The 1,884-nt window shown below is 71.1% G+C and carries 1 protein-coding gene; it reads right to left on the bottom strand.

Translation table 11 applies throughout. The annotated features are described in order from the left end of the window. The coding region (locus GTP69_RS30780; protein WP_267874645.1) for a ligand-binding sensor domain-containing protein at nucleotides 1-1,884 on the bottom strand (1,884 nt) is incomplete at both ends.

Below are 1,884 nucleotides of genomic sequence, written 5' to 3'. Positions count from 1 at the left end.
TCTCCAGCGCCAGCAGCGCCAGCCGCGCCTCCGGCCGCTGGTGCCAGGCCGGCAGCACCCGCACCGGCACTTCCAGCGGCGCGGCCCAGTCGCCGTTGCGGTTGGAGCCGCGCAGCAGCAGCACATAGTCGCCCTGCGGCAGATTGTTGTAGCTGGCGCGGCGCGAGGTGGCCTCGGTCTCGACCCAGTGCGAGTCGAAGCCTTTCAGCTGATAGGCGTAACGGTTGCGCTCCGGCGCCGAGTAGTCCAGCGCGGCAAACTCGACCGAGAAGCCGCGTTCGCGCGCGGTGGTGGTGACGGTGATCGGCGCGGCCTTGTCGCCAAGGCCAGCGTTATACGGGCCGACTGGCATTTCCTTGTCGTTGAGCAGGATGCGGGTGACCACCATCGGCGGCGTGTAGTGCCAGCTGGACAGCACCTGTGGCCGCACCACGGTCAGGCCGGACAGGCCGCCGAACACCAGTTCGCCCTCGCTGGTGACGGTGCCGGAATTGGTCCAGTACATGGGCACCTGCACGCCTTCGCCGGGGCCGAGCGGTTGCACCGTCAGCGACCGCGGATCGATGCGCGCCAGGCCGGCGTCGGTGCTGGCCCAGATCATGCCCTGGCGGTCTTGCAGCAGCTTATTGGCGCCGCTGTCGGGCAGGCCTTGCTGCATGCCGATCCGGCGGAAGCGGCGGCGGCCATCAGCATCGGTGCGTTCGAGGACGACCACGCCGGTGCCGAAGTTCGACAGCCACAGCCGCCCCTGCGTATCCAGCAGCAGCGACGACACGTAGCCGGGCGGCAGCCGGTCCGGCGTGCCGAGGTCGGCCGGCATGACTTCCACCACGTCCGGTCCCAGCCGCGCCAGCCCGGTGCGGGTGCCGACCCAGATGTCGTCGCCGGCCGGCAAAATCGCGGTGACGCGCGGATCGCCCAGGCTCTTGCCCTCGTGGCGCAGCAGGCGCGGCGTGCCGCCGTTAACCGGCAGGTCGAGTGCCCACAGACCGTCCAGGCCGCCCATCCATAGCGTGCGGCCGGCCACCGTCAGGTTCCAGACTTCTTCCTCGTCGCGCCGCTGCGGCAGCGCCACGCGTTGCAGGCTGCGGCCATCGGCGCTGGCGCGGAACAGGCCGTGCTGGGTGCCGATATAGGTTTCGCCGTCGGGACCGGCCGCAGTGGTCAGCACGCGGCCCGGCGGCAGGCCATTGCTGCCCGCCAGCTGGCCGCTGTAGCCGCGATACGGATCGATCAGTTCGACGCCGCCGCTGATCAGGCTGAGCCACAGCTTGCCATCCGGCGCGTTCATCACGCTCGGCACGCTGAGCACGCCGCTGCGGCCCGGCGCCAGGTGGCGGATGGTGGCCACCGCGCCTGGCTGCGGCGCGTGCTGGCTGATGCCGACCATATTGGCGGCGTAGATGATGCCGCTGCGTTCGCGGAACATGGCCAGCACGTCGTTGTCGGCCAGGCTGTCCGGGGTGTCGCTGCGGTGGCGGATGCGGCGCGTGGTGTGGTGCGGGACGTCGAGCACCACGATGCCGCCGTTGCCGCCATTGATGCCGAACCAGATTTCGTCGGGCGTGGCTTCGACGATCGATCCCACCCGTTCACTTTGCAGCGTCGGCTGGGCGCCGCTTTCCAGCACCGGCGTGGCGTTGGGCGCGCCGGCCGCCAGCAGGTAGGCGCCGCTGGTACGGCTGCCGATCCACAGCCGGCCGGCGCTGTCGCGCAGCAGGCTGTTGACCGGCAGGCCGGCCTTGCCGCCCAGGGTGATCTGTTGGACCGACTGGCCCTGGCGCAGCAGGAACAGGCCGCGCCGGGTACCGGCCCACAGCACGCCGTCGGCGTCGCGCAGCAGCGTGTCGATGCCGCTGTCGGGCAGCGCGGCGGCGCCGAAGC

This window comes from Duganella levis (genome assembly GCF_009857605.1).
Classification (GTDB): domain Bacteria; phylum Pseudomonadota; class Gammaproteobacteria; order Burkholderiales; family Burkholderiaceae_D; genus Rugamonas; species Rugamonas levis.
This window is presented reverse-complemented; position numbering and strand designations above follow the sequence as displayed.